Consider the following 21,253-nt stretch of genomic DNA (forward strand, 5'->3'; position numbering starts at 1 on the left):
GTTTCGAGCGCAGCATTTTCGGAGAACGCCCTCGCTTGCCAGCAAAGGCAGGGAGGTGTAGCCTGCCTGCAAAATGTTTTTTATCGATAAAAGATCGAGTTGCCCGCTTCCCGCGACGCGATCCCAACAGGAACGGGAAGCATTTGAGAGGAGAAACCTGATGAGCATTGTAAGATCGCTTCTGTCTCGCCGCGCCTTCACGGCGCTTGCGGGTGCCGCAGTCCTCGCCACCATGAGCCCTGCCGCGTCCCTTGCGCAGGACGTCACCATCCCGATCATCGTCAAGGACACGACGTCCTTCTACTGGCAGATCGTGCTCGCCGGCGCGCGCGCGGCCGGCAAGGATCTCGGCGTCAACGTGCCGGAACTAGGCGCGCAGTCGGAATCCGACATCAACGGCCAGATCAGCATCCTCGAAAACGCCGTGGCCGGCGGGCCGGCCGCCGTCGTCATCTCGCCGACGGAATTCAAGGCGCTCGGCAAGCCGGTCGACGAGGCGGCCAAGTCCGTGCCGATCATCGGCATCGATTCGGGCGCCGATTCCAAGGCCTTCACCTCGTTCCTGACGACGGACAACGTCCAGGGCGGCCGCATCGCGGCAGACGGCCTTGCCGCGGCGATCAAGGCCGCCACGGGCAAGGAAGAGGGCGAGATCGCCATCATCACCAGCCTGCCGGGCGTCGGCTCGCTCGACCAGCGCCGCGAGGGCTTCCTCGACCAGGTCAAGACGAAATATCCGGGCCTGACCGTGGTGGCGGACAAGTATGCGGACGGCCAGGCCACCACCGGCCTCAACATGATGACCGACCTCATCACCGCCAATCCGAACCTCGTCGGCGTCTTCGCCTCCAACCTCATCATGGCGCAGGGCGTCGGCCAGGCGATCGCGGAAAACAAGCTCGGCGACAAGATCAAGGTCATCGGTTTCGATTCGGATGAAAAGACCGTCGGCTTCCTCAAGGAAGGCGTTCTGGCCGGCCTCGTCGTGCAGGATCCCTACCGCATGGGCTATGACGGCGTGAAAACGGCGCTCGCGGTCTCCAAGGGCGAGAAGGTCGAAGCGTTCGTCGACACGGGCGCGAACCTGGTGACCCAGGAGAACATGGCCGATCCGAAGATCGACGCCCTGCTCAATCCGAAGATCTGACCGCTTCCCGCGAAGCGTTTGACGATCCGCCCGCCCGGGCCGCATGATCCGGGCGGGACGCTTTCCACGCAGTCGGGAGGAGACAGCGATGAGCAGCCTTGAAGAGCTCAGCCATCGGCATGAAGACGAGGCGAAGCTCGCCGAATCCGAAGCGGTGCCGCGCGGCGCGCCCATCCTCGAACTGCGTGGACTGCAGAAGAAATACGGCCTCGTGGAAGCGCTGAAACCGGCGACGGTCACGTTCCTCGCCGGCGAGATCCATGCCATCGTCGGCGAGAACGGCGCCGGCAAGTCCACCCTCATCAAGCTCCTGACCGGCGTCATCCGCCGCACGGCGGGCGAGGTGTTCTGGTGCGGCAAGCCCGTGCAGCTCGCCACCCCGAACGAGGCGATTTCCCGCGGCATCAATGCCGTGCACCAGGAGGTCGTGCTCTGCCCGCATCTTTCCGTGGCCGCCAACATGTTCCTCGGCGACGAGATGAACCGCTACGGCCTGATGCGCAAGGCGGCGATGGAGCGCGCGGCCCAGGCGGTGCTCGACGATCTCGGCTTCCAGCTGCCGGCCGCCGCCCTTCTCGGCAGCCTCACCATCGGCCAGCAGCAGCTGGTCGCCACCGCCAAGGCCGCCATGCGCGGCATCCGCTTCCTCATCTTCGACGAGCCGACCGCCTATCTGACGCGCCAGGAATCCGCCCAGCTCTTCCGGCTCATTCGCCGGCTACGCGACCAGGGCGTGACGATCGTCTATATCAGCCATCGCATGGAGGAGGTCTTCGAGCTGGCCGACCGCGTCTCGGTGCTGCGCGATGGCGCCCATGTCGGCACGCGCCTGATAAGCGAGACCAGCGAGAACGAGCTGATCGCGCTGATGATCAACCGCTCGATCGAGCAGATCTACCACAAGGAGAAGGTGCCGGTCGGCAAGGTCATCGTCGAGACGCGCGGCCTGTCCGGACCGGGTTTCAGCGATGTGTCGCTGTCGGTGCGCGCCGGCGAGATCGTCGGCCTCTACGGCCTCATCGGCGCCGGCCGCAGCGAGTTCGCCCTCGGCCTCTATGGCCGCCAGCCGGTCTCGGCCGGCGAGATCTTCTGGGACGGGGCGAAGGTCGATATCCGCAACGAGCGCCAGGCGATGGAGCTCGGCATCGCGCTCGCCCCGGAAAGCCGCCGCGACCAGGGGCTCTGCCTCAACCTGCCGATCGGCCTCAACATCAACCTGCCGGTTTTCAGGAGGCTGAGCTCGGGCCTGACGATCCGCCGCGGCGACGAGGCCGCCAACGCCGACCGGCAGATCCGCGACCTGCGCATCAAGACGCCGTCGCGCCGCGTGCTCGCCTCCGCCATGTCCGGCGGCAACCAGCAGAAGATCGTCATCGGCAAGTGGCTGAGCCATGGCGCGCGGCTGTTCATCTTCGACGAGCCGACCGTCGGGGTCGACGTCGGCACCAAGGCGGAGATCTACCGCCTGTTCGGCGAACTCCTGAAGCAGGGCGCCGGCATCATCCTCATCTCGTCCTATCTGCCGGAAGTCTATGAACTGGCCGACCGGCTGCACGTCTTCAGGGGCGGCCGGCTCGTCGCCAGCCATGACCACCGGGCGGCCACCCATGAGGACGTCCTGACCCAGGCCATCGGCATCTGAACCGCCGCGCGAAAAAAGGGAGAAGAACATGAGCGTGGACACGACGACGGAAAGCGCACCGGCACCCAAGAAGGGCACGAACATCCTGCTCGGCCTGACCCTTCTCGGGCTGCTGCTGTTCCTCTGGCTGCTGCTGGGCGTCTCCACCAATGCCTTCTGGACGCCGAACAACATCAGCAACCTCCTGCGCCAGGGGGCGATGACGGCGATCCTGGCGGTCGGCCAGACCTTCGTCATCATCACGGCCGGCATCGACCTCTCCGTCGGGGCCATCGTCGGCTTCACCAGCGTCATCGTCGCCTGGCTGCTGCAGGCGGGCGTGCCGCTCTGGCTGTCGATCATCCTGACGCTGCTGATCGGCGTCGCCATCGGCGCCTTCCACGGCTTCGGCATCGTGCGCATGGGCCTGCCGCCCTTCATCATCACCCTGGCGACGCTGACCTCGCTGCGCGGCATCGGCCTGCTCATCACCAACGGCGCGACGATCTCGATCAGCCACGAAGGCTTCACGAACTTCTCCCGCGCCGATTTCCTCGGCGTGCCCAGCCTGTTCTGGATGGTCATCCTGGTGGCCATCCCCGCCTTCGTCTTCCTGCATCTCTCGCGCTGGGGGCGCTATCTTTTCGCGGTCGGCTCGAACAAGGAGGCGGCGCGGCTTTCCGGCGTCAATGTCGACCGCACCATCTATCTCGCCTATATCCTGTCGGCCACCTGCGCCGCCTTCGTCGGCCTGTTGCTCGCCTCGCGCATCGGCATCGGCAATGCCACGCAGGCGGAGGGCTGGGAGCTGCAGGCCATCGCCTCCTCCGTCATCGGCGGCACCAGCCTCTTCGGCGCGGTCGGCTCGGTGCACGGACCGCTGCTCGGCGCCTTCATCCTCGCGACCATCAACAACGGCGCGAACCTCCTCAACATCAACTCCTTCTGGCAGCGCATCATCACGGGCCTCCTCATCATCGTCATCGTCTATTTCGACCAGCTGCGCCGCCGCGGAAGCCGTTGAGATGAAAGCTGTCGTCTGTGTGGAACCCGGCCGCCTGGAGGCGGCCGAGCGCGAGAACCCGGCCGGCCTGCCGGAGGGCTGGGTGCGCGTCGCCGTCAGCCATGTCGGCATCTGCGGCACCGATTATCATATCTTCGAGGGCAAGCATCCGTTCCTCGAATATCCCCGGGTGATGGGCCACGAGGTCTCGGCGACCGTCCTCGATCCCGGCACGAGCCCGCTCGCCGCCGGCGCGCCTGTGGTCGTGAACCCCTATCTCTCCTGCGGCACCTGCGTCGCCTGCCGGCAGGGCAAGCCGAACTGCTGCGCGGCGATCCGCGTGCTTGGCGTGCACACGGACGGCGCCTTCTGCGAGGAAATCCTGCTGCCGGCGGACAATCTCTATCCGGCCGACGGCCTGTCGCTGGAAGCGGCGGCGACGGTGGAGTTCCTGGCGATCGGCGCTCACGCGGTGCGCCGGTCGCTGGCCCCGGCCGGTTCGCGCGCCCTCGTCATCGGCGCCGGCCCGATCGGCCTCGGCACCGCGCTCTTCTCGCGCATCGCCGGCCATGACGTCACCCTGATGGACACCTCCGCCGAGCGGCTCGCCATGGCGGCGGAGCGCTTCGGCCTGGCAAAGGGCATCCTTGCCGGCCCCGGTGCGGCCGAGGCGGTGCTGGCGGCCACCGGCGGCGAAGGCTTCGACGCCGTCTTCGACGCGACGGGTTATGCGCCATCCATGGAGGCGGCCTTCCACCATGTCGCCCATGGCGGCGCGCTCGTGTTGGTTTCGGTGGTGAAGGAGGACATCCGCTTTTCCGATCCCGAGTTCCACAAGCGCGAGATGATGCTGATCGGCAGCCGCAATGCCACGCGTGCCGATTTCGAGCATGTGATGGCGAACATCCGCGCGGGCCGCGTGCCGGTCGAGGCGCTGGTGACCCATCGCACCACGCTCGAGCGCGTCCCGGTCGACCTTGCCCGCTGGGCGACCGAAAAATCGGGTCTCATCAAGGCCGTCGTGCGCATATCGCCTGAAAGCTGAAACCGCGATGAAAAGCCTGAAATCCGTTCATGCCCGCGAAAGGTTCACAGGTTTAGGATGTCCATGCGGCGTGTTGCCACGCAGCGAAAACATGCTAGTCTTTTCGCATCTGCGGAAACCGGGGTGACACGGTGCAGAGGGCTCTGAGCCCCGCACCCAGAATGGGGTATCGCGTCCGATGTATTATCAGCTCTACGAACTCAACCATGCGGTGATGGCACCCTGGCGCGCCGTGGCGGACCAGATGCGTCTCGCCTTCCGCAACCCGCTCAATCCGCTCACCCACACCTATTTCGGCCGCACCATGGCCGCCGGTTTCGAAGTGCTGGAGCGCAGCACCCGGCGCTACGGCAAGCCCGATTTCGACCTTCCGACCACCCTTATCGACGGCCAGAGCGTTTCCGTGCATGAAAAGGTCGTCTGGCAGCGCCCCTTCTGCAATCTCGTGCATTTCGAGCGCTGTCTGCCGGCCGGCCACCGCAAGGACCCGAAGATCCTGATCGTCGCGCCGATGTCCGGTCACTATGCGACGCTGCTGCGCGGCACGGTCGAGGCGCTGCTGCCGCATGCGGAGGTCCACATCACCGACTGGGTGGATGCGCGCATGGTGCCGCTGTCGGACGGTGGCTTCGATCTCGACGATTATATCGACTACGTCATCCAGATGCTGCATGCGCTGGGGCCGGATACCCATGTCATCGCCGTCTGCCAGCCGGCGGTGCCGGTGCTGGCCGCCGTCGCGGTCATGGAAGCCGACAACGATCCGCTGTCGCCCTCCACCATGACGCTGATGGGCGGGCCGATCGACACGCGCATCAACCCGACCGCCGTCAACAAGCTGGCGGAAGAAAAGCCGATCGAATGGTTCCGCGACAATGTCATCATGCCCGTGCCGTGGCCGCAGCCCGGTTTCATGCGCATGGTCTATCCGGGCTTCCTGCAGCTGTCGGGCTTCATGTCGATGAATCTCGACCGCCATGTCATCGCCCACAAGGAATTCTTCGCCCATCTCGTCAAGAACGACGGCGATGCGGCCGAAAAGCACCGCGACTTCTATGACGAATATCTTGCCGTCATGGATCTCACCGCCGAGTTCTACCTCCAGACGGTCGAGACCGTGTTCATGAAGCACGCGCTGCCGAAGGGCGAGATGATGCACCGCTCGCGCCCGGTCGATACGACGGCGATCCGCAAGGTGGCGCTGCTCACCGTCGAGGGCGAGAACGACGACATCTCCGGCGTCGGCCAGACGAAGGCGGCGCAGACGATCTGCACCAACATCCCCGACCACATGCGCATGCATTACATGCAGCCGGATGTCGGCCATTACGGCGTCTTCAACGGCTCGCGCTTCCGCCGGGAGATCGCCCCGCGCATCCTGTCCTTCATCGGCGAGCATGGCCGCGGCGAAAAGGCAAAGCCCGTGACGCCGCGCGTCATCAAGGGCGGCAAGGCTGGCGCGGGCGCCTGATTTTTTGGTCCGCTTTCAGGCACTTGCCCGAATTGTCGGTGCATTGTCTTGAACGCGATCCGCGCTCTGCCCACATCGGATTCACCGGAAACCAGGGTGGTTTCCGCCGATCGTGAGGAAGATTGCACATGAACCAGTCAGCGCTTATTCGTCCGGACTGGACGCCTGCGACCATCGCCCTGATGGTGCTCGGCTTCGTGGTGTTCTGGCCGCTCGGCCTTGCCATGCTCGCCTACATCATCTTCGGCGACCGTCTGAAATCCTTCAAGAAAGACGCCAACGACACCGTCGACGGCATGTTTGCCTCCTGCCGCGGCAAGTTCGGCCGCCGCGCCGGTTCCGCCTTCCGCGGCGCCACCGGCAACGTCGCCTTCGACGACTGGCGTGATGCCGAACTCTCCCGCCTCGACGAGGAACGCCGCAAGCTCGACGAGATGCGTGAGGAATTCGACTCCTACGTCCGCGAGCTTCGCCGCGCCAAGGACCAGGAGGAATTCGACCGCTTCATGCGCGAACGCCGCGCCAAGGGCCAGGGCGACGTGCCGGGTTTCCCGGCGACCTGAGCGGACGATACCGCGTGGAGATAGGGCATTCCGTCCCCACACCCTCCGTCATGGTCGGGCTTGACCCGACCATCCATGCCGCCGGCTGGTGGATCCTCGGGTCGAGCCCGAGGATGACGGAGGAGTAAGGGATCGCGACCCTGGAAAAGACCGGCGCCTCGAGCGCCGGTTTTTCGTCGGGGCGTTTCAGTTTCGGCCGAATCGGCTATGAAAGGCAGCATGTTCCCCTCGCTTCGCAAGCCCAGAAAGGCCCTGAAGACGCCGCCTCCGCCGGAGCGGCGGGAAATGGACGTCAACGGCAAGCGCCTGCCGCTCACCATCAGGCGGGATTTTCGCGCGACGCGGCTCACCCTGCGCATCGAGCCGGGCGGGCGGGCGCTGCGCATGACGGTACCGGGCGGCATTGCCGAGCGCGAGATCCGCGATTTCCTCGATCGCCACCAGGGCTGGCTGATGACGAAGCTCGCCAGGTTCCGCACGACGAACGAGCTCATGGACGGTGGCTATGTGATGATCCGCGGCGTCTCCCATCGCATCGAGGCGACCGGCCGGCTGCGCGGCCTGACGGAGGCCCTGATCATCGACGACGAGGCGGTGCTGCGTGTCGGCGGCATGGAGGAGAGTATTCCCCGCCGCATCTGCGATTTCCTGAAGAAGGAGGCCCGGCTGGAGCTGGAACGCCTCGTGGCCGTGCATGCCGGCCGCATCGGCAAGCGCGTGAAGTCGCTGACGCTGCGCGATACCCGCAGCCGCTGGGGGTCCTGTTCGGCGGATGGTGCGCTCAGCTTCTCCTGGCGCATCGCCATGGCGCCGCCCGGCGTGATCGATTATCTCGCCGCCCACGAGGTGGCGCATCTTAAGGAAATGAACCACAGCCCGGCCTTCTGGGCGCTGTGCGAGCAGCTTTGTCCGACGACTGCCGATGCCAAGCGCTGGCTGAAGCGCAACGGCAGCCTGCTGCATGCGGTCGATTTCGGCTGAAGCGGTTTTCGCCGGAAGGGCCGGTCAGCGGCCGCGATCGGCCAGCGCCTCGCGGATTTTCTTGTCCGTATTGTACTGCCCCAGCGCATAGACCGCCCAGATGGCCGCCGGCAGCCAGCCGATCAGCGTGATCTGCAGGATGAGGCAGATGATGCCGGCAATCGGCCGCCCGATGGTGAAGAACACGAGAAAGGGCAGAAGGATGGCGATGATGAGCCGCATGGGGACCTCCAGACTACAGTTCCCCTCCATATGGGCTCGTTCGAAGCGGGCGCAAGGGTGGCGCTTCCCGAGGCCTGGACGCCGTCTTTCGGCTCGACTCTTCCGGTGATTCGTGCGACTGCCTGCGCCCATGAAACGTGAAACGCCACTCGACATCAAAATCTGCGGGCTGAAGACCGAAGAGGCCGTCGACAGGGCCGTGGCGCTCGGCGCCACCCATATCGGCTTCATCTTCTTTCCCAAGAGCCCGCGCAACATCGAGCCGTCCGACGCCGGACGACTCGCGGATCGGGTGCGTGGCCGGGTGAAGATCGTCGCCGTCACGGTGAATGCCGACAATGACGACCTCGACGAGATCGTCGACCAGCTCTCGCCGGACATCCTTCAACTGCACGGCAGCGAAAGCCCGGAGCGCGTGCTGAACGTCAAGGCCGTCTACGGCCTGCCCGTCATGAAGGCCTTTTCGGTGCGCGAGGCGGACGATCTGAAGAAGATCGATCCCTATATCGGCATCGCCGACCGGTTTCTCTTCGATGCCAAGCCCCCGGCGGGCTCCGAGCTTCCGGGCGGCAACGGCGTCTCCTTCAACTGGACGCTCATGCATTTGCTTGACGGAAGCGTCGATTACATGCTTTCCGGTGGGTTGAACAAGGATAACCTCGCCGAGGCCGTAAGGCTGACCGGCGCGCTGGGCATCGACGCCAGTTCCGGGGTCGAGAGCGCTCCGGGCGTCAAGGACCTCGGCCTGATGGACGCATTTTTTGAAGCGGCACGGGAAGCGGAACGCCAGACCGCCGCAGGGAGAGGCAAGTGAACCAGTCACCCAACCTGAATTCGTACCGCGAGGGTCCGGACGAGGACGGCCGTTTCGGCATTTTCGGCGGTCGTTTCGTCGCCGAAACCCTGATGCCGCTGATCCTCGATCTTCAGGATGAGTGGAACAAGGCCAAGACCGATCCGGCCTTCCAGGCGGAGCTGAAGCAGCTCGGCGCGCATTATATCGGCCGACCGAGCCCGCTCTATTATGCCGAGCGCCTGACGCAGCATCTCGGCGGCGCGAAGATCTATTTCAAGCGCGAGGAGTTGAACCACACCGGCTCGCACAAGATCAACAACTGCATCGGCCAGATCCTTCTCGCCAAGCGCATGGGCAAGACGCGCATCATCGCGGAAACCGGCGCCGGCCAGCATGGCGTGGCCTCGGCCACCGTCGCCGCGCGCTTCGGCTTCCCCTGCGTCGTCTACATGGGCGCGACGGATGTCGAGCGCCAGGCGCCCAATGTCTTCCGCATGAAGCTGCTCGGTGCCGAGGTTCGCCCGGTCACCGCCGGCCACGGCACGCTGAAGGACGCCATGAACGAGGCGCTGCGCGACTGGGTCACCAATGTCGAGGACACCTATTACCTGATCGGCACCGCCGCCGGCCCGCATCCCTATCCGGAGCTGGTGCGCGACTTCCAGGCCGTGATCGGCACGGAAGCCCGCGAGCAGCTGCTGGAAGCCGAAGGCCGCCTGCCGGATATAGTGGTCGCGGCCGTCGGTGGCGGCTCCAATGCCATCGGCATCTTCCACCCCTTCCTCGACGACGCGAACGTCCGGATCGTCGGCGTCGAAGCGGGCGGCAAGGGGCTTGACGGCGACGAGCACTGTGCCTCGCTCACCGCCGGCTCGCCGGGCGTGCTGCACGGCAACCGCACCTATCTGCTGCAGGATGCCGACGGCCAGATCAAGGAAGGCCATTCGATCTCCGCCGGCCTCGACTATCCCGGCATCGGCCCGGAGCATGCCTGGCTGCACCAGATCGGCCGCGCCGAATATGTGCCGATCATGGACGAGGAGGCGCTTGAGGCCTTCCAGCTCCTTACCCGGCTTGAAGGCATCATCCCGGCGCTGGAGCCGAGCCACGCCGTCGCCGAGGTGATCAAGCGGGCGCCCAAGATGGGCAAGGACCAGATCATCCTGATGAACCTCTCCGGCCGCGGCGACAAGGATATCTTCACCGTCGGCAAGATCCTCGGCATGGAGCTCTAAGATGACCGCACGCATGGACAAACGCTTCGCCGATCTCGCCGCCGAAGGCCGCCCGGCCCTCGTCACCTATTTCATGGGCGGCGATCCGGATTATGCCAGCTCGCTGGAGATCATGAAGGCGCTGCCAAAGGCCGGCTCCGACGTCATCGAGCTCGGCATGCCCTTCTCCGACCCGATGGCCGACGGCCCGGCCATCCAGCTGGCCGGTCAGCGCGCGCTGAAGGGCGGCCAGACGCTGGCCAAGACGCTGCAGATGGCCCGCGATTTCCGCAAGGGCGACGATGCGACGCCGATCGTGCTGATGGGCTATTACAACCCGATCTACATCTACGGCGTCGAGCGCTTCCTCGACGAGGCGCTGGAGGCCGGCATCGACGGCCTCATCGTCGTCGACCTGCCGCCGGAAATGGACGACGAGCTCTGCCTGCCGGCACTCACCAAGGGCATCAACTTCATTCGCCTCGCGACGCCGACGACGGACGACAAGCGCCTGCCGGCCGTCCTGAGGAACACGTCCGGCTTCGTCTACTACGTCTCGATGAACGGCATCACCGGCTCGGCCCTGCCGGATCCCGCGCTGATCGGCGGTGCGGTCGGCCGCATCAAGGCGCATACGAAGCTGCCGGTCTGCGTCGGTTTCGGCGTCAAGACGGCGGAGCATGCCCGCGCCATCGGCGCCTCGGCGGACGGCGTCGTCGTCGGCACGGCGATCGTCAACCAGATCGCCTCCAGCCTCACCGCGGACGGTACGGCGAGCGCCGCCACCGTCGCCGGCGTCGAGACGCTGGTGATGAGCCTTGCCTCGGGCGTGCGCGGCGCGCGCCTTGCGGCAGCGGAGTGAAATTCCCACATGGGAACGGATAAAGGTGATGCCGGGGAAAGCATGATGCGGTTTTCCCGGGATTGCGCAGATTAACGGGAGACTAGAGCGTGAACTGGATCACGAATTACGTTCGGCCGAAGATCAACTCGATGCTCGGCCGCCCCAACCGGGATGTTCCCGAAAATCTCTGGATCAAGTGCCCGGAAACCGGCGAGATGGTGTTCCACCGCGATCTCGAGGAGAACAAGTGGGTCATTCCCGCCTCGGGCTACCACATGAAGATGCCGGCCAAGGCCCGCCTCAAGGACCTCTTCGACGACGGCGTCTATGAGGCCTTGCAGCAGCCGAAGGTCGCGCAGGACCCGCTGAAGTTCCGCGATTCGAAGAAATACACTGACCGCCTGAAGGACAGCCGCGCCAAGACCGACCTCGAGGACACGATCGTCGCCGGCGTCGGCAGGATGCGCGGCGTCAAGATCGTCGCCGTCGTGCACGAGTTCAACTTCATGGGCGGTTCGCTCGGCATCGCCGCGGGCGAGGCCATCATCAAGGCCTTCGAACGGGCGATCGCCGAAAAGTGCCCGCTCGTTATGTTCCCCGCCTCGGGCGGCGCGCGCATGCAGGAAGGCATCCTCTCGCTGATGCAGCTGCCGCGCACCACGGTCGCCGTGGAAATGCTGAAGGAAGCCGGCCAGCCCTATATCGTCGTGCTCACCAACCCGACGACCGGCGGCGTGACGGCCTCATACGCCATGCTGGGCGACATCCACCTTGCCGAGCCGGGCGCCGAGATCTGCTTTGCCGGCAAGCGCGTCATCGAGCAGACGATCCGCGAAAAGCTGCCCGAAGGTTTCCAGACCTCGGAATACCTCCTGGAGCACGGCATGGTCGACCTCGTCGTCAAGCGCCATGACATTCCCGATACGCTCGCCCGACTTCTGAAGATCCTCACGAAGAAGCCGGCGACCGCGTCCGTCACCAATGACGCGGTCGCCATCGCGGCCCAGTAGGCCCGGACCGGCGGAGGGCGGCATGACCATGGTAACGGCCAGCGAAGCGGCAGCGGAGATCGAGAAGCTTCTCGGTCTCCATCCCAAGGGGTTCGATCTTTCGCTGGACCGCATCACGCGGCTGCTTGCCGCGCTCGGCGATCCGCACCTGAAACTGCCGCCGGTCATCCATGTGGCCGGCACCAACGGCAAGGGCTCGGTGACGGCTTTCTGCCGCGCGATCCTGGAGGCCGAGGGCCTCGGCGTCCACGTCCACACCTCCCCCCACCTCGTCAACTGGCACGAGCGCTACCGTCTCGCCGTCAAGGGCGAGCGCGGTGCATTGGTCGGCGATGCCGTGCTGGCCGATGCGGTGCGCCGCGTGGCGGAGGCCAATGGCGGCGAGAAGATCACCGTCTTCGAGATCCTGACCGCCGTCACCTTCCTGCTCTTCTCCGAACATCCGGCCGACGTGGCGATCATCGAGGTCGGCCTCGGCGGCCGTTTCGACGCGACGAACGTCATCCCGCGCCCGGCCGTTTCCGTCATCATGCCGATCTCGCTCGACCATCAGGCCTATCTCGGCGACCGCGTCGAGCTGATCGCGGCGGAAAAGGCCGGCATCATGAAGCGCGGCGCGCCGGTCGTCATCGGCTACCAGTCGGAAGAGGCGGCCCGCGACGTGCTGATCGAGACCGCCGAGCGGCTCGGCTGCCCGCATGCCGTCTACGGCCAGGATTTCATGGCCCATGAGGAATTCGGCCGGCTCGTCTACCAGGACGAATTCGGCCTTGCCGACCTGCCGCTGCCGCGCCTGCCCGGCCGCCATCAATATGCCAATGCCGCCGCGGCGATCCGCGCCGTCAAGGCCGCCGGCTTTGCCGTTTCTGAACAGGCGCTGGAGCAGGGCCTCGGCCGGGTCGAATGGCCGGGCCGCCTGCAACGGCTGACGGACGGCGCGCTCCTGCGGCTTGCCCCGCGCGGCAGCGAGATCTGGGTCGATGGCGGGCACAATCCCGGTGCCGGCCAGGTCATCGCCGAGACCATGGCGAATTTCGAGGAGCGCGAGCCGCGCCCGCTCTTTCTCGTCACCGGCATGATCAACACCAAGGATCCGGTCGGCTATTTCGAGCCCTTCGGCGGCCTCGCCGAACGGGTCTTCACCGTGCCGATCCGCGGCTCCGATGCCGGTCTCGATCCCGTGGCGCTTGCCGATGACGCGGCACGCGCCGGCCTGGAGGCCCAGCCGCTGTCGACCGTTGCCGATGCGCTCGCCGAAATCGCCCGCATCACCGAGGAGGACGAGGTGCCGCCGCGCATCCTGATCGGCGGTTCGCTCTATCTCGTCGGCGACGTTCTCGCCGACAACGGCACGCCCCCCACCTGAGCACGAAAAAGCCCGGCCGAAGCCGGGCTTGATCGGGTCAAATCGCGCGGCCGGTCAGGCGGCGCTGGAGATCCAGCTCGAAAGGGCCGTCTTCGGCGCGGCGCCGACCTTGATGTCGGCGACTTCGCCGCCCTTGAACATGGCGAGCGTCGGAATGGAGCGCACGCCGTACTGGGCGGCCAGTTCCGGATTCTCGTCGATGTTCAGCTTGGCGACCTTCACCTTGCCGGCGAGTTCCGTCGAGATTTCCTCGAGCGCGGGGGCGATCATCTTGCACGGGCCGCACCATTCAGCCCAGAAATCGACGATGACCGGCTCTGCGGAATTGAGAACTTCAGCCTGGAAGTTGGACTGGTCGACTTTTACGGTAGCCATGAGGCTCTCCTTGGATGGTGATCGTTGTACCCAATGTGATGCAGGTGCGGGCCGCTTTCAAGGCCCGGCACCGCTCCGCCGGCGCCCCGCGGGGCGATCGGCCGTCCCGTCCGGTATCTCACTTCGAGGCGAGTTCGGCAAGGCTCGCCTCCATCAGGCCGGCGTCCAGCCAATAGGTTTTTGCCGCTTCCGTGTAGATCAGCCCGCAGCGGATTTCCCGCTCTGGATAGAGCGGCGCGAGGATCGCGCGGTAGATCGCAAGCTGCGCCCGGTGCTCGAAGGGAATGTCGGCTAGCGAGGCCGGCGGCACGCGGTTCGTCTTGAAATCGACGATCTCGACAGCTGCATCGGTGATCGCCATGCGGTCGATACGGCCGGAGACCGCATAGTCCCGGCTGCCGAGCGTCAGCGTACCCATGATCGACACTTCCGCCCGGGCCGCGGGTGAAAAGATCGCGGCGAGGTCCCCGTCGCCGATCACCGCGAGCGCCGCCTTGACCAGCGAGGCCCGTGCGCTTTCCGGCCAGTGGGCGGCCGCCCGTTCGAGATAGCGCCGCGCCGCCGCCGGCCGTTCCGCGGCATTAAAGGCGGGCAGGACCTGGAGGAAACGGTGCAGGATGCGTCCCCGCTCCATGGCAAGGCCGGCGCCGGGAACGCCGCCCTTCCGGCCGAAGAGCGCCGAAGGCACCAGGAGGTCCGCCGCATCCGTCTCGATCACCGCCGCCGCGCCCGAAGGGCTGAGCGGCCGGGGCAGCGATTTCTGCGGCGGCAGGGGCCGGCCCAGAGCCTCGGGAAGCGTGACGGTCGCCTTCTCCTCGGCAGGGGCCGTGGTGACCGCCTCCGGGGTCGCCGCGCCGGCCTCGCGCCAGGCAAATCCCGGCCAGCTCTCGCCCGCCGTCGAGAAGGTCCTTTCAACGCACCGCGCGCCATCGGCAGAAAGCGCCGCCGTGATCATCTGATGCCAGGTGTCCTTGTTCTCCAGCCGGCCACGATAGCCGCAGACGACGAGGCGGTCCGCCGCGCGTGTCATCGCCACGTAGAGCAGGCGGCGGTATTCCTCTTCCGCGCCGGCCTTGATGCGCTCCGCATCGGCCGCCGTCAGCGCGTTGCCGAGGTCCTTGAGCGGCAGCCAGGCCGGCAGGCCGCCGGCAAGGCCGGGCGCCGTAAGGAAGCGCAGATGCGGCATGTGGCTGGGGCTGAAGGGTTTCGCGCCGCCGTCGACGAGAAAGACGACCGGCGCCTCCAGGCCCTTGGCGGCATGCACCGTCATGATGCGGATTTCGCCGCGCGCCTTGTCCTGCTCGCGCTTGACGGTCGGGGCTTCGAGTTCCAGCGTGGAGACGAAGGCCTGCAGGCCCGGCAGGCCGTTCTCCTCCTGCTCCAGCGCGAATGTCAGGAACTCGTCGATGATCTCGCCGGCTTCCGTCCCGAGCCGGGCGAGGAAGGCCCGCCGCCCGCCGCCGGCACCCAGGATGCGCGCATAGAAATCGTGCACGGCCTGGCTCTGCGCGTCGCGCAGCACGTCCCTGAGGCGCCGCACGATGCCGGCCAGCGCCGGGTCCTCTTCCGCCGCCGCGACGAGCCGCGGCCAGAGCCCCTGTTTTTCGCCGCGCCGCGCCGCCAGCGCGAACAGTGCCTCCTCATCGAGGTTGAACAGCGGGCTCTTCAGCAGCGCGGCCAACGAAAGGTCGTCCTCCGGCAGCACGGCGAAGCGGCCGAGCGCCATCAGGTCCTGCACGGCGATGTGCTTCGTCAGCACCAGCCGGTCGGCGCCGGCGACCGGCAGGTTGTGCCGCTGCTTCAGGGTGCGCGTCAGCGCATTGACGAAGGCATCGCGCTTGCGCACCAGCACGATGACGTCGCCGGCCGCCATGGGCCGCGCCTTGCCCTTTTCCATCACCGTCTCCCGGCCGATCCAGGCCGCGAGCGTATCGGCGATGCGCCGGGCCAGCACGTTGATCGGCGCCTCCTCGGCCACCGCGTCGAAGGGCGCCGTCCAGTCCTCCTCGTCGAGCCCCGGCGGGGCGGCGATCACCTCCCAGATATCGACCGCGCCCGGCTCGCGCCCGCGGTTGGAGGCGTGCACGATCTCGCTGCCGTCCGGCGTCAGCCCGCGCGCATTGGCGGGGTCGAGAAAGACCTGGTCGACGGCCGAGAGCACCTCGCGCGTCGAGCGGAAGGAAAGCAGCAGCCGGATGGGGCTGAAGGCGGCCTTCGCCGCCTGCGTGCGGCGAAGAACCGCGCGGCCCTCCTCGGCGAAACGCTCCGGCCGGGCGCCCTGGAAGGAATAGATCGACTGCTTCTCGTCGCCGACGGCGAAGATCGTGCGCTCCCGGTCCCGCGCCGTTTCGCCGGCGAAGAAATCGTCCGTCAGCGATTTGACGATCTGCCATTGCCGCGGGCTGGTGTCCTGCGCCTCGTCGACAAGGATGTGGTCTATGCCCTGGTCGAGCTTGTAGTGCACCCAGGCGCTCACCCGCTCGCGCGTGAGCAGCCGCGCGGTGCGGTCGATCAGGTCGTCGAAGTCGAGCAGGCTGCGCGCACGCTTCAGGTCCTCGTAGTCGCCGATCAGCCGTTCGGCGATGATAAGCGCCGCGTGCGTCGCCTCGTACATGCGGAACCGCCGCAGCCGGTCGTCGCAGGCGATCACATGCGCCTGGGCGGCCAGAAGCGCGGCTTCGAGGTGGGGCGCACTGTCGCGAACCTTCTTCGACAGGAACGACCGGTCGAGGCTGCGCGGCGAGCCGGCACCGGTGAAGAAGAGATCGTGCAGCGCGGCGCGCCGGGCCTCGGCATCGGCCAGCCGGGCGACGCCACGCAGGCCCGCGGCGGTGGCCTTGACCGTGTCGCTGCCGAGGCTCTCCGCCGCCGCGAGATAGGAATCGAGCGCCGCGCCCTGCAAACCGTCGAGCGGCCAGAAGGCGGCGAGGATGTCGTCCGCCGTCTCGTGCGGGTCGAGCCCGGTTTCCCGGCGCAGCACGGCCTCCACGCCGCCCGCCTTCGCGGCGCCGTCCAGGAAGTCGCGGATCGGCCCGCGACTCGCCACGATATCGGCGATCAGCCGCTCCAGCCCGGTGTCGTCGGCGATGTCGAGTACGGTGGCGAAGGCGGCGGCGAGCGTGCTGTCGTCCTCGTTCGTCGTCGCCGTCAGCAGCGTGCGGCGCGCATCGGCCAGCAGCACGGCGGCGGCCCGGTCGTCGAGCACGGAGAAGTGGCCGGCGACATTGGCTTCCAGCGGGAACTGGTGCAGCAGCGCCTCGCAGAAGGCGTGGATCGTCTGGATCTTCAGCCCGCCCGGCGTTTCGAGCGCGCGCGCGAAGAGGCGGCGCGCCTCGGCGAGCTTGAACAGGTCCGGCTCCCGGCCCTCGATCGCCGCCACGCGCTCGGAGAGCGCTTCGTCGGAGAGCGTCGCCCATTCGGCCAGCCGCTCGAAGACGCGGTTCGACATTTCGGAAGCCGCGGCCTTGGTATAGGTGAGGCAGAGGATGGCGGAGGGCCGGCAGCCGGCGAGAAGCAGGCGGATCACGCGCTGCGTCAGCACATGGGTCTTGCCCGAGCCCGCATTGGCCGAGACCCAGGCCGAGCGCGCGGGATCTGAGGCCGCCGCCTGTTTCTGCGTGGTCCAGCTCAGCCAGGCGGCGGGCTCGGCGGAGGCGGGCCGGTCTTCGTCAAGCATCCTCGCCCTCCCCGTTGCTTTCCGCCGAGGACCATTCGGCGACGCGCGCCAGATGGTCGTATTCCCCGCCATAGTCCCGTTCCTGCTCGGGAATGAGCCGGGAGGCGAAGCCGTAGCGGCCCTCGATAAGGCCCGTCAGCAGCTTTTCCAGCTCCGCCAGGGCTTCCTCGGCAAGCTCGACGGCGGATTTCGGCGTGACATTCGCCGATTTGGCATGCTCGTTGTTCACCTGTTCGGCCTTGAACCGTTCGCCGGGTTTGAGGCGCACATAGAGAAGGTTCGCCGGCTCGCGAAGCCCCGGCCCGCGGAAGGCGCCGCGCCGGATCGCCGCCGCCTCCAGCGCGAGCTGCGGGTCGAGCAGCGCCCGCGCCACCTTCAGCGACGGCGTGCTGCCGGTCTTGTAGTCGAGAAGGTCGGCGCTGCCGTCCGGCAGGATGTCGATGCGGTCGGCAATGCCGGTCAGGCGGATGCCGCCGACCGAAAGGTCGAGCGAGGCCGGCACCTCCGTCAGGCTCTCGCGCACGCCGCCCGCCCGTTCAAGGTGCCAGTGGACGAAGGCGCGGGCGACGGCGGCAAAGCGCGGCCGCCAGACGGCGTCGATATGCGGGGGCAGGGCGACGGCGTCGAATTCTTCCGCAAGGATGTGGCCGATGAGGGTGAAGGGCTCGCCGCTCGCCTCTTCGCGCACGAAGCGGTCGACGATGCGGTGGTAGAGCGAGCCGCGCTCGGCCGGTCCCGGATCGAGATTGAAGGGCGCGACCGGATCGAGGCGCAGGATGTGGCGGGCATAGATCGCATAGGGATCGCGCCGGAGACGCCCCACCTCGCTGAAGGAGTATTTCCTCGGCTGCAGCTCGGCCGGCGGATGCGGTGCCGGGCGGCGGGCATTCGGCACGGGCGGGCTGCGGTCGATCGCGTTCGCCCAGTCGATGAGGCTTTTTCCGCGCGAGCGCAGGTCTGTGGCAAGGGCGGGGCCGCCGACGGCGATCAGCCGCTGCAGCCAGCGCGAGGCGACGGTCGGCGCGGTGCCGTTGCGCAGCGCCCGCGTCAGCACCAGTTTCGGCGCGGCCGCGGCCATCTGCAGGTCGTGGCCGAGCTGGCCGATGCGCCGCTCCGGCGGCTCCAGGCCGATCTCCACCTTCATGACGCGCGACAGGAAGGCGTCGTTCGCCGCCTGCCCCGGCCAGGTGCCTTCGTTGAGCCCGCCGATCACCACGGTGTCGACGCTCTGCAGGCGCGATTCGAGCGCGCCGAAGATGAAGACGCGCGGATGGCGCATGGAGCGCGGCTTGACGCTTTCGCTGGCCGCCAGGGCCTCGATGATGTCGCACCATTGCGGCCCGTCGGCCTCGATCTGCCCGTCCGTCTCGATCACGCTCTTGAAGAGGTTCGCAAGGCTGTCGCCCGCCTCGCCGGACCAGAGGGCGGCAAGGTTGCGGTGCTCGTCCACCGCCACCGCCTCAAGCGCGCGTCCCGTCCGTTCCGACCAGTCGGAGACCGCGAGCTTCGAGGAGAAGCGCCGGCCCGTGCGGCTTTCCTGCACGAGCGCGCCGGCAAGCGGCTCGACGGCTTCTGCGATGCGGCGGGCGAGGTCGCGGGCAAGCGGGATTACGGCCTCGGAAAGCGCCATGCGCCATTCCGGCGGGTGGCGGTCCTGCGCCTGCCGGGCAAGGGCGGCCTCGAGCAGCGGTTCGAGTGTGGCAATGTCGATCTCGGCCGTGCCGCCGCGCAGCGCCGTCAGCTCCAGCGCCGTGACGGCCTCGGCAAGGTCCGCCATGGGCAGCCCGAAGCGGGCAAGCGGATGTTTCAGCAGCGCGACGAGCGGCACCGGGTCGCCCGGCCGCAGCGCCGCCTCGGTGAGGAGCCGCAGGAGCGTGCCCTGCGGCGTGGAGAGCAGGGGCGTGCCGGCCGAATCGTCCGCCTCGATGCCGAAGCGGGCAAGCTCCGCCGCCACGCGCCGGCCGAGCTTGCGGTCGGGCGTGATCAGCGCCGCCTGGGCGTCCTCGCCATCCTCCAGCGCCAGGCGCAGCGCAATCGCGATCGCCACCGCTTCTTCCCGCTCGTTGGCCGCCTCGACGAGCGACACGGCCTCGAAGGCCTCGGCCAGGCGGCCCGCATCGAGCGCGCCGCGAACCTCGCCCCAGCCGGCCGTCGCCTGCGTCGGCAGGAAGGCGCTGGAGAGGACCTGCGAGCGATATTCCAGCGCTTCGGGCGGCGTTCCGAGCAATTCGACATCCGCGCGCGTGCAGCCCATGCGGGCGAGCAGGCGGTGGAGGCCGTATTGCGGATGGCTGCGGGCGGCGGCATCGGGCTTCGGGGCGCCGTCGCCGCCGGCCTGGTGGCCGACGAGCAGCCATTCGGCATCGGACATGAAGCGATCGAGCCCCGGCAGGATGACGACGCCGTTCGGCAGGTCCGCCACGGCCGCGATCAGGCCGGCGGTCGCGGGAATGGAGCCGGTCGAGCCGGCGATGATGACGGGGCCGGCGGGCGGCGTGGCGCGGTAGCGTTCCGTCTCGGCATGCAGCGTCGCGTTGCGCCGCAGCGACGGGGAGGAGCGGTTGAGCTCCGTCAGCCGCGCCGGCCAGAATTCGCTGGCGATCTTTAAAAATTCGGCGGTGAGCTGCCACCAGAGCGCATGGTTGGAGACGTCGAGATTGTCGAGCGCCAGCCAGTCGAGCTCTTCCGTCTCCATCGCGTCGATGATCTCTGCGAGGTTGCGGGCAAGCCAGACGGCATCGGCGGGGCTCGCGGGCGCGACGAGCGGGCTTTCCGCATGCACGGAGGTGACCGCCGCGGGCAGCTGGTTGCGCCAGGCGAGCACGAGGCGGGCGAGTTCGAGAAGGCGCGCCGGGCCGGACAGCGGCTCGGCCATGTCGAGCAGCGCCGGCGCCGCCTCGTCGAAGAAGCCGCTGTCGTCGTCCGTCTCGCCGAGCGCGCGGATGACCGGCAGGATGGCCGAGCGCCCGCCAAAGAGATCGACGAATTCCGAGCGCAGCACGCGGGCCGAGCGACGGGTCGGCACATAGATCGTGACGTCGGCCAGCGCCAGCGGGTCGGCGGGATCATAGGTGAAGCCGGGCACGAGCCGGCCGTCGACAAGGCTCTGGGCGGTCGTCCTCAAGAAAGGCAGGCTCGCCGGGATGGAATAGATGCGCCCGCGCGCGCGCGTCACGCCGCCGCCTCGCGCGCCGCGCCGATGACGGCTTCCGCCGCGCCGATCGCCTCCGGCGTGCCGACGGTGATCCAGTGGCCGTCCATCACGATGCCGTAGAGGCGGCCGTTTTCAATCGCCCGGTCGAAATAGATGTTGAGGTTGAAGGCGTCCTCGGGCGCGTCGTCGAAGAGGGCCGGCATCATGGCGATGGCGCCGGCATAGACGAAGGGTGTTCCGTCGCCCTCCCGGTAGCGCGCCAGCCGCCCGTCGGCGTCCATCGAGAAATCCTTCTTGCCGTTGTGGCCGGTCGTGTCCTCCAGCTTCACACAGAGCAGCAGCATGTCCATGCGCTGGGGGTCGAAAGCCTCCGCCAGCCGTTCGAGATTGCTCGGCTCGCCGGGCTTCTCGCCGATCCAGAAGAGGTCGGCATTCATCACGAAGACGGGGTCGCGGCCAAGCAGTTTCAGGCCCTTGGCCAGCCCGCCGCCGGAATTCATCAGGCGCTCCGTCTCGTCGGAGAGGATGATCTGCGGCACCGCGCGGCCGGCAAGATGCGCGATCATCTGGTCGGCGAAATGGTGCACGTTGACGACCGCGCGCTTGACGCCGGCCTCCGCCAGCGCATCGAGCCCGTAGTCGATCATCGCCTTGCCGGCGACCGGCACCAGGGGCTTGGGCATCGTGTCGGTGATGGGGCGCAGGCGGGTGCCGAGGCCGGCGGCCAGCACCATGGCGTCTTCGATCTTCATCGGCTGCTCGCGA

At 67.5% G+C, this 21,253-nt stretch carries 17 protein-coding genes; 12 read left to right on the top strand and 5 right to left on the bottom strand.

Annotated elements, in window-relative coordinates:
* The first annotated feature begins 160 nt into the window (after positions 1 to 160).
* The 7 genes from MUU56_RS29090 to MUU56_RS29120 all read left to right on the top strand — a co-directional run bounded on the left by MUU56_RS29090 (position 161) and on the right by MUU56_RS29120 (position 7,831).
* Entirely contained in the window at positions 161 to 1,147 is a 987-nt protein-coding gene (locus MUU56_RS29090) for an ABC transporter substrate-binding protein (protein ID WP_244770771.1), read from the top strand.
* 88 nt (positions 1,148 to 1,235) lie between these two features.
* A complete protein-coding gene (locus MUU56_RS29095; protein ID WP_244770772.1) occupies positions 1,236 to 2,789 on the top strand; it encodes a sugar ABC transporter ATP-binding protein in 1,554 nt (517 codons plus the stop codon).
* 28 nt (positions 2,790 to 2,817) lie between these two features.
* The gene (locus tag MUU56_RS29100; RefSeq protein WP_244770773.1) at positions 2,818 to 3,792 is read left to right on the top strand and encodes an ABC transporter permease; all 975 of its coding nucleotides are present in this window, start codon (positions 2,818 to 2,820) and stop codon (positions 3,790 to 3,792) included.
* Position 3,793: 1 nt separating this feature from the next.
* Positions 3,794 to 4,816, top strand: a complete 1,023-nt coding sequence (locus MUU56_RS29105) for a zinc-binding alcohol dehydrogenase family protein (RefSeq protein ID WP_244770774.1) — start codon at positions 3,794 to 3,796, stop codon at positions 4,814 to 4,816.
* A gap of 178 nt (positions 4,817 to 4,994) precedes the next feature.
* Positions 4,995 to 6,287, top strand: a complete 1,293-nt coding sequence (phaZ, locus tag MUU56_RS29110; RefSeq protein ID WP_244770775.1) for a polyhydroxyalkanoate depolymerase — start codon at positions 4,995 to 4,997, stop codon at positions 6,285 to 6,287.
* A gap of 128 nt (positions 6,288 to 6,415) precedes the next feature.
* Complete coding sequence (locus tag MUU56_RS29115) at positions 6,416 to 6,850, top strand: DUF2852 domain-containing protein (RefSeq protein WP_244770776.1); 435 nt, start codon at positions 6,416 to 6,418, stop codon at positions 6,848 to 6,850.
* A gap of 219 nt (positions 6,851 to 7,069) precedes the next feature.
* On the top strand, positions 7,070 to 7,831 hold the full coding sequence (locus MUU56_RS29120; protein ID WP_244770777.1) for a M48 family metallopeptidase: 762 nt from the start codon (positions 7,070 to 7,072) through the stop codon (positions 7,829 to 7,831).
* Between the two features lie 24 nt (positions 7,832 to 7,855).
* Here the strand turns inward: MUU56_RS29120 and MUU56_RS29125 are convergent, their stop codons facing one another.
* A complete protein-coding gene (locus MUU56_RS29125; RefSeq protein WP_064331995.1) occupies positions 7,856 to 8,053 on the bottom strand; it encodes a YqaE/Pmp3 family membrane protein in 198 nt (65 codons plus the stop codon).
* 130 nt (positions 8,054 to 8,183) lie between these two features.
* Here MUU56_RS29125 and MUU56_RS29130 point away from each other — a divergent pair, with 130 nt between their 5' ends.
* The 5 genes from MUU56_RS29130 to MUU56_RS29150 all read left to right on the top strand — a co-directional run bounded on the left by MUU56_RS29130 (position 8,184) and on the right by MUU56_RS29150 (position 13,283).
* Positions 8,184 to 8,867 carry a phosphoribosylanthranilate isomerase gene (locus MUU56_RS29130; protein WP_244770778.1) on the top strand — a complete coding sequence of 228 codons (684 nt, stop codon included), beginning with the start codon at positions 8,184 to 8,186 and terminating at the stop codon, positions 8,865 to 8,867.
* The gene (gene trpB, locus MUU56_RS29135) at positions 8,864 to 10,084 is read left to right on the top strand and encodes a tryptophan synthase subunit beta (RefSeq protein ID WP_244770779.1); all 1,221 of its coding nucleotides are present in this window, start codon (positions 8,864 to 8,866) and stop codon (positions 10,082 to 10,084) included. Before MUU56_RS29130 ends, trpB begins: the two co-directional genes overlap by 4 nt.
* A 1-nt stretch (position 10,085) precedes the next feature.
* Positions 10,086 to 10,925: a tryptophan synthase subunit alpha gene (gene trpA, locus MUU56_RS29140; RefSeq protein ID WP_244770780.1), complete on the top strand. Its 840-nt coding sequence runs from the start codon at positions 10,086 to 10,088 to the stop codon at positions 10,923 to 10,925.
* An 89-nt stretch (positions 10,926 to 11,014) separates the two neighbouring features.
* On the top strand, positions 11,015 to 11,917 hold the full coding sequence (gene accD, locus MUU56_RS29145; protein WP_244770781.1) for an acetyl-CoA carboxylase, carboxyltransferase subunit beta: 903 nt from the start codon (positions 11,015 to 11,017) through the stop codon (positions 11,915 to 11,917).
* Between the two features lie 22 nt (positions 11,918 to 11,939).
* Positions 11,940 to 13,283 (top strand): bifunctional folylpolyglutamate synthase/dihydrofolate synthase, encoded by a 1,344-nt coding sequence (locus MUU56_RS29150; protein ID WP_244770782.1) that lies wholly within the window; start codon positions 11,940 to 11,942, stop codon positions 13,281 to 13,283.
* A gap of 54 nt (positions 13,284 to 13,337) precedes the next feature.
* Here MUU56_RS29150 and trxA read toward each other — a convergent pair whose 3' ends face one another.
* The 4 genes from trxA to MUU56_RS29170 all read right to left on the bottom strand — a co-directional run bounded on the left by trxA (position 13,338) and on the right by MUU56_RS29170 (position 21,240).
* Positions 13,338 to 13,658, bottom strand: coding sequence for a thioredoxin (trxA, locus tag MUU56_RS29155; protein ID WP_023513835.1), 321 nt, complete (start codon positions 13,656 to 13,658; stop codon positions 13,338 to 13,340).
* A gap of 118 nt (positions 13,659 to 13,776) precedes the next feature.
* Entirely contained in the window at positions 13,777 to 17,334 is a 3,558-nt protein-coding gene (gene addA, locus MUU56_RS29160) for a double-strand break repair helicase AddA (RefSeq protein WP_244770783.1), read from the bottom strand.
* The gene (gene addB / locus MUU56_RS29165; protein WP_244770784.1) at positions 17,327 to 20,509 is read right to left on the bottom strand and encodes a double-strand break repair protein AddB; all 3,183 of its coding nucleotides are present in this window, start codon (positions 20,507 to 20,509) and stop codon (positions 17,327 to 17,329) included. The genes addA and addB overlap by 8 nt, the downstream gene beginning before the upstream one ends.
* On the bottom strand, positions 20,506 to 21,240 hold the full coding sequence (locus MUU56_RS29170) for a nucleotidyltransferase family protein (protein WP_244770785.1): 735 nt from the start codon (positions 21,238 to 21,240) through the stop codon (positions 20,506 to 20,508). Before MUU56_RS29170 ends, addB begins: the two co-directional genes overlap by 4 nt.
* Positions 21,241 to 21,253 lie beyond the last annotated feature (13 nt).

This window comes from Shinella yambaruensis, from assembly GCF_022899355.1.
GTDB lineage: Bacteria > Pseudomonadota > Alphaproteobacteria > Rhizobiales > Rhizobiaceae > Shinella > Shinella yambaruensis.

What these genes read in the sequence shown, in the direction of transcription:
- MUU56_RS29090 (WP_244770771.1), top strand. Translation starts at nt 161, where the DNA reads ATGAGCATTGTAAGATCGCTTCTGTCTCGCCGCGCCTTCACGGCGCTT.
- MUU56_RS29095 (WP_244770772.1), top strand. Translation starts at nt 1,236, where the DNA reads ATGAGCAGCCTTGAAGAGCTCAGCCATCGGCATGAAGACGAGGCGAAG.
- MUU56_RS29100 (WP_244770773.1), top strand. Translation starts at nt 2,818, where the DNA reads ATGAGCGTGGACACGACGACGGAAAGCGCACCGGCACCCAAGAAGGGC.
- MUU56_RS29105 (WP_244770774.1), top strand. Translation starts at nt 3,794, where the DNA reads ATGAAAGCTGTCGTCTGTGTGGAACCCGGCCGCCTGGAGGCGGCCGAG.
- phaZ (WP_244770775.1), top strand. Translation starts at nt 4,995, where the DNA reads ATGTATTATCAGCTCTACGAACTCAACCATGCGGTGATGGCACCCTGG.
- MUU56_RS29115 (WP_244770776.1), top strand. Translation starts at nt 6,416, where the DNA reads ATGAACCAGTCAGCGCTTATTCGTCCGGACTGGACGCCTGCGACCATC.
- MUU56_RS29120 (WP_244770777.1), top strand. Translation starts at nt 7,070, where the DNA reads ATGTTCCCCTCGCTTCGCAAGCCCAGAAAGGCCCTGAAGACGCCGCCT.
- MUU56_RS29125 (WP_064331995.1), bottom strand. Translation starts at nt 8,053, where the DNA reads ATGCGGCTCATCATCGCCATCCTTCTGCCCTTTCTCGTGTTCTTCACC.
- MUU56_RS29130 (WP_244770778.1), top strand. Translation starts at nt 8,184, where the DNA reads ATGAAACGTGAAACGCCACTCGACATCAAAATCTGCGGGCTGAAGACC.
- trpA (WP_244770780.1), top strand. Translation starts at nt 10,086, where the DNA reads ATGACCGCACGCATGGACAAACGCTTCGCCGATCTCGCCGCCGAAGGC.
- MUU56_RS29150 (WP_244770782.1), top strand. Translation starts at nt 11,940, where the DNA reads ATGACCATGGTAACGGCCAGCGAAGCGGCAGCGGAGATCGAGAAGCTT.
- trxA (WP_023513835.1), bottom strand. Translation starts at nt 13,658, where the DNA reads ATGGCTACCGTAAAAGTCGACCAGTCCAACTTCCAGGCTGAAGTTCTC.
- addA (WP_244770783.1), bottom strand. Translation starts at nt 17,334, where the DNA reads ATGCTTGACGAAGACCGGCCCGCCTCCGCCGAGCCCGCCGCCTGGCTG.
- MUU56_RS29170 (WP_244770785.1), bottom strand. Translation starts at nt 21,240, where the DNA reads ATGAAGATCGAAGACGCCATGGTGCTGGCCGCCGGCCTCGGCACCCGC.